This window comes from Leucobacter sp. M11 (assembly GCF_035726885.1).
GTDB lineage: Bacteria > Actinomycetota > Actinomycetes > Actinomycetales > Microbacteriaceae > JAPFRB01.
The window spans coordinates 735,643-741,275 of record NZ_JAPFRB010000003.1 but is presented as its reverse complement, the minus strand read 5'-3'; the positions used below and the strand labels follow the sequence as shown (position 1 = coordinate 741,275).

Below are 5,633 nucleotides of genomic sequence, written 5' to 3'. Positions count from 1 at the left end.
AGACCGTGCTCTTCCTCGGGCGACTCAAGGCCGAGGACGTGGTGCGCCGACACGGCGCGGAGCTCGACGGGCTCGTCCTCGGCGGCGACTCAGCCTTCCTGCTGGGCGACGAGATCCTGGGCAAACCGCACGAGCCCGAGATCGCGCTCGCCCGCTCGCAGCAGCACCGCGGGCGGAGCGGCTCGCTGCACTCCGGGCACTGGCTCATCGACCAGCGCGGCGGACAGACGCGCGGTGCCGCGGGGGCCGTCGACACGGCCCTCGTCCACCTCGCCGCCGATGTGACCGACGCCGAGCTCACGGCCTACGTCGGCACGGGTGAGCCCCTCAAGCTGGCGGGCGGCTTCGCGATCGACGGCCGCGCCGGGGCCTTCATCGACCGGATCGAGGGCGCCCCGAGCTGCGTCGTCGGGCTCTCCCTGCCGACCCTCCGCGGGCTCGTCCGCGAGCTCGGGCACGACTACCCCGCGCTCTGGAATCACCAACCCGCCGCACTCTAGGTCACGGCGTCCAGGCACCTCGCGGGCCGCGCCTCCGAGTGCCCTGCCAGACTGGGGGCATGACACCGGAGTTTACGCTCGTGCAGCTGCGCTATTTCGCCGCGGTCGCCCGGCGGGAGAACATGACCGCCGCCGCCGCGGAGCTGAACGTGACCCAGTCCACGCTCTCGTCCGCGATGAGTCACCTGGAGCGCGAGTTCGGCACGGCGCTGTTTACCCGCTTGCCCAGCCGCCGTCTTCGGCTCACCTCCGCCGGGCGTGCCCTGCTCGGGAGCGCCGCCGCGTTCCTGGAGCAGGCCGAGCTGCTCAGCCAGTCGGTCCGCGACGACGCGGACACGCTGAGCGGGGAGATCGTCGTTGGCATCTATGCGCCGCTCGCCCCGTTTCGCGCCCCGATCATCCTGCAGCGCTTCGAGCGCCTGCACCCGGGGGTGACCGTGACCTTCCTGGAGGGCGACCAGGGGTCGCTGCAGGCCGCCCTGAGCTCGGGGGCCTGCGAGGTCGCGCTCATGTACGACCTCGGGGTCGATCACCGCTTCGTCCGCAAGATCATCGACCGGGTCCCGCCGCACATCATCGTGGGCGCGGGGCACCCCGCGGCGCAGCACCGCGAGCGCCCCGTGAGCCTGCGCGATTTCGCCGCAGAGCCGCTCATCCTGCTCGATTTGCCGCACACCCGCGAGTACTACCTCGGCCTGTTTAAGCACCTCGGGGTGGAGCCCACGGTGCGGCACGTCTCCCTGGGGTACGAGACCGTGCGCTCCTTCGTCGCCCTCGGGCACGGCTACTCGGTGCTCAACCAGTGGGTTGATCACGGCATGACCTACGCCGGGGCGCAGGTCATCCCGCTCACCCTCTCGGACGCGCTGCCGCCGACGGAGACCTCCCTCGTCCGGCTGGCGAGCGTGGTGCCCACGCGAAAGGCCCTCGCCTTCGAATCGGTGTACCTCTCCCTGTACGGGCCCCAGTCTCGGCCGGGACCAGCGGCCGCGGCCACGGTCGAGCGCTGATCCGGCGCCGGCGGACCCTGCCCGGCCCTGCCCCGACTCATCGATTCCCTCGATGAGAACAAACGAAACAATCTGTTGGACCCGGGGCTCCCCCGCGGCCATGATCGATCCTGAGCCCCAGCGGCCGGCACCGACGCCGAACCGCCCCCCGCGGGACCGGCTTCGGACCTCGCGAGGGACCCGATCCCCCGCAACGCCCGCGCAGCACTGGGCAGGTGGGTTCACCCCGGTCACACCGATCACCCGGAGGAAGCAATGACGCTCCAACCCCCGACAACCGACGCCGATCCCAGCGGAACCGGCTCCGACGCCCCCGTCCCCGAGAGCCGCGTGGCCGCCCCGGCCACCGACCCTGTCAATCTGCCGACCGGACCCCTCACCGTCGTCGAGCGCCGCGAGGCCACCCGGGCCAAGCGCCGCGTCCTGCTCGCGGGCAGCGTCGGCCAGTTCATCGAGTTCTACGACTTCAGCCTCTACGGCCTCTCCGCCGTGACCCTCTCCAAGCTCTTCTTCCCGAGCGACAGCCCCGTCGCGGCGCTGCTCGCGACCTTCGCGGCCTTCGGCGTCGCGTTCCTCATCCGCCCGCTCGGCGGCCTGTTCTTCGGGGCCATCGGGGACCGCTACGGTCGCCGCCCGGTGCTCTACATCACCCTGCTCACGATCGGGGTCGCCACCGCGGCCATCGGCCTGCTTCCGACGTACGCCCAGATCGGGGTGCTCGCGCCCGCGCTGCTCGTCTTCTGCCGTCTCTTGCAGGGCTTCTCCGCGGGCGGCGAGTCCGTCGGCGCCCCGGCCTTTGTCTTCGAGCACGCGCCGAAGAACCGGCGTGGCATGTGGCTCAACATCACGCTCGCGGCAACCGCGTTGCCCTCCGTCGTCGGCGGCACGCTCATCCTGGTGCTGTCCAGCTCCATGCCCGCCGAGGCCTTCGACAGCTGGGGCTGGCGCCTGCCGTTCCTGCTCGCCCTCCCCCTGGCCATCTTCGGACTCTGGATTCGCTCGCAGACCGAGGAGTCCGAGGCCTTCAAGATCGTGCAGGCGAAGCAGGCCACCGCGAAACGGAGCGACCACACGCCCATCCGGGACGCGTTCCGACAGAACTGGCGGCAGATGCTCCAGGTCATCATGGTCATGGGTCTGACCGCGATGGGCTTCTACTTCCTCACCGGCTACTTCGTCGCCTACGTGCAGACCGCGGGCGAGCTCAGCCGCGAGCAATCGCTGCTCGTCAACGCGATCGCCATGACCTCCTACGCGCTCATCCTGCCCCTCGGCGGCATCCTCAGCGACCGGGTCGGCCGCAAGCCCATGCTCATCGCCGGGGCCGCCGTGCTCGCCGTGGTGTCCGTGCCCGCGTTCCTCCTCGTGACGAGCGGTTCCTTCGGGCTCGCCCTGCTGGGCCAGTTCCTCTTCGTGATCGCGCTGTGCATCTACGGCGGCGGCTGCTACACCTTCTTCGTCGAGATCTTCAGCACGAAAACCCGCTTTACCTCGGCCGCCGTGAGCTACAACGTCGGCTACGCCCTGTTCGGTGGCACCGCGCCGTTCATCGGCACCTGGCTGGTGAGCAGCACCGACTTCAACGCGAGCCCGGGCATCTACGTCGCGGTCGCCGCGGCGATCGTCTTCCTGGTGCTCGTGTTCACGAACGTGCCGGAGACCCACCCGCACCTCAAGAAGACCACCCGGCTCGCTTAGGCCCCGCGCCCCAAGTGACCCGATCCCCGCACCGCAGTACGCCGAAGGAGTAAGCCCATGACCCCCGAACAGTTCCTCAGTGATTTCCACGAGGTCGCCCAGATCGGCGCCACCCCGAATCAGGGCGTGGACCGTCAGGCCGCGACCCCGGAGGACCGGCTCACCCGTGAGTGGTTCCGCGCCTTCGCGGAGCGCCGCGGCTGGGAGGTGCGCGTCGACGGGATCGGCAACCAGTTCGCCATCGTCGACTTCCACCCGGACGCCGCCGGGGACACCCCCTGCGTCCTGCTCGGCTCGCACCTGGACTCCCAGCCCCTCGGCGGTCGCTTCGACGGGGCCTACGGCGTCATCGCGGGACTGCACGCCGCGGCCCGACTCGAGGACCGGGTGCGCTCCGGCGACGCGCGCCCCGCGGTGAATCTCGCCGTGGTGAACTGGTTCAACGAAGAGGGCGGGCGGTTCGCTCCCTCCATCATGGGCAGCTCGGTGTTCGCGGGGCTCATGGACGAGGCCGAGATGCTGGCGGTGCGCGACCTCGCCGGGGTGAGCGTGCGCGAGGCCCTGGAGGCGATTGGCTACCTGGGCACGGATGCCCGGCCGACCGTGGCGAGCTACGCCGAGGTCCACATCGAGCAGGGACGCATCCTGGAGCGGGAGAGCACCCAGCTCGGCGCGGTCGACTACAGCTGGTACACCCAGAAGCTCGATATCGAGGTGCTCGGCGAGCAATCGCACACCGGAGCGACCGCGATGGCTGACCGGCACGACGCCCTGGTCGCGGCCTCGCAGGTCATCCTGAAGGTGCACGACGTCACGGCGCGCTACGAAGCGGAGGCGCTCGTGTCCTCGGTGGGCCAGCTCACCCTCGAGCCGAACTCGCCGATCGTCGTGGCTCGGCGGGTGCACCTGGTGGCGGACCTGCGGGCCGCGGATCAGGCGATCGTCGCGGATGCCCGGGCGACCCTGTTGGAGCAGATCGACGCGATCGCCCGGGAGCGCGACGTGAAGATCAACGTGCGCGACTTCGACGTGCGCGACAACCAGCACTACCCCGAGTCGGGCATCCGGCTCGCGGAGGAGGTCGCCGCGGAGCTCGGGGTGTCCGCCCGCAGGATCCGGACGATGGCGGGGCACGACTCGGTCGCGATGAACCGGATCGCCCCGACCGTGATGATGTTTGTGCCCTCCGTAGACGGCGTGAGCCACTGCGAGCGCGAGTTCACGCGTGACGAGGACCTCGTCACGGGCGTCGCGGTGCTCACGGAGATCGGCTGGCGGCTCCTCCAGGGGGCGCTCGAGCCCTCCGGGGTCGCCGGGGTGGGCGGCGCGGCCGCCGGGGCCGGGGCGGCGCGATGACCGCGGGCCTCGGCGACGACGAGCTCGCGTTCCTGGATGGGGTCTCGGCGCTCGCCGGGTTTCGCTCCGGGGCGCTCGCGCCGAGCGAGCTCCTGGCCGCGACCGAGGCCCGGATCGCCCGAGTCAACGGGGGCCGAGAGACCGGGGTGAATGCCTTCACGGAGCTCCTGGTCGACGAGGCCCGGACGACGGCCCGGGCCGCCGATGACGCCTACGCCCGGCATCGGCGCACCGGTGAGGCGGTGCCCGCGCTGCTCGGCCTTCCCGTGGCCACGAAGGAGAAGCACGGGCTCGCGGGCAGGTCCCTGGAGCAGGGGCTCGCCGCCTGCCGGGGCGAGATTGCCGAGGAGGACCACCCGGTGATTGCCCGGATCCGGGCAGCGGGCGGCGTGATCCACGGCCGCACCACCTCCCCGGAGTTCTCCTGCGCAACGGTCACGCACTCCCCCATGTGGGGGGTGACCCGGAACCCCTGGCACCTGGGGGCGACGCCCGGGGGCTCCTCCGGGGGCGCGGGCGCGGCGCTCGCGGGCGGGATGGCGACGCTCGCGACGGCCTCCGATATCGCGGGCTCCACCCGGATCCCCGCGGGGTTCACGGGAACGGTGGGGTACAAGGCCCCCTTCGGCCGGATCCCGGGGCTGCCCCCGCTCGCGGCGGACTGGTACCGGGGCGATGGGCCGATGGCGCGCACCGTCGCCGACACGGCCCTGCTGAGCGCGGTCATGTCGGGGCGGCACCCGATCGATCACGGCTCCTGGGGTCCGAACGGGGTGCGCCCGGACGCCGGGGTTCCCGCGGGGCCGGGGGCGGTGCGGGGGCTGCGCATCGGGCTCTCGATCGAGCTGGGTGACTTCCCCGTGCAGGCGAGTATCCGGCGCAACACCGAGCGCGTGGCGGAGCGGCTCGAGGCCGCCGGAGCGGTCATCGTGCCGGTGCGGCTGCCGTGGACCACGGAGCGGATCGCGCGCACGATCTTCGCGCACTTCGGGCAGCTGCTCGGCCCGGCGATGGCCGGCATCACCCGCGGCACGGAGGACGAGCTCGCCGCGTACACGCGCCGGTTCAT

General features: G+C 71.7%; 5 protein-coding genes. All 5 read left to right on the top strand.

The window, feature by feature from the left end; translation table 11 throughout:
• Nucleotides 1–500, top strand: a 500-nt coding sequence (locus tag OOT08_RS11950) for a Maf family protein (protein WP_325092876.1), incomplete at its 5' end; no start/stop codon positions are given.
• A gap of 59 nt (nt 501–559) precedes the next feature.
• A complete protein-coding gene (locus tag OOT08_RS11945; RefSeq protein WP_325092875.1) occupies nt 560–1,510 on the top strand; it encodes a LysR family transcriptional regulator in 951 nt (316 codons plus the stop codon).
• A 255-nt stretch (nt 1,511–1,765) separates the two neighbouring features.
• A complete protein-coding gene (locus tag OOT08_RS11940; protein WP_325092874.1) occupies nt 1,766–3,208 on the top strand; it encodes an MFS transporter in 1,443 nt (480 codons plus the stop codon).
• Nucleotides 3,209–3,265: 57 nt separating this feature from the next.
• On the top strand, nt 3,266–4,564 hold the full coding sequence (locus OOT08_RS11935) for a M20 family metallo-hydrolase (RefSeq protein ID WP_325092873.1): 1,299 nt from the start codon (nt 3,266–3,268) through the stop codon (nt 4,562–4,564).
• A partial coding sequence (locus tag OOT08_RS11930) for an amidase (protein ID WP_325092871.1) occupies nt 4,561–5,633 on the top strand: 1,073 nt, incomplete at its 3' end. The genes OOT08_RS11935 and OOT08_RS11930, both read left to right, overlap by 4 nt.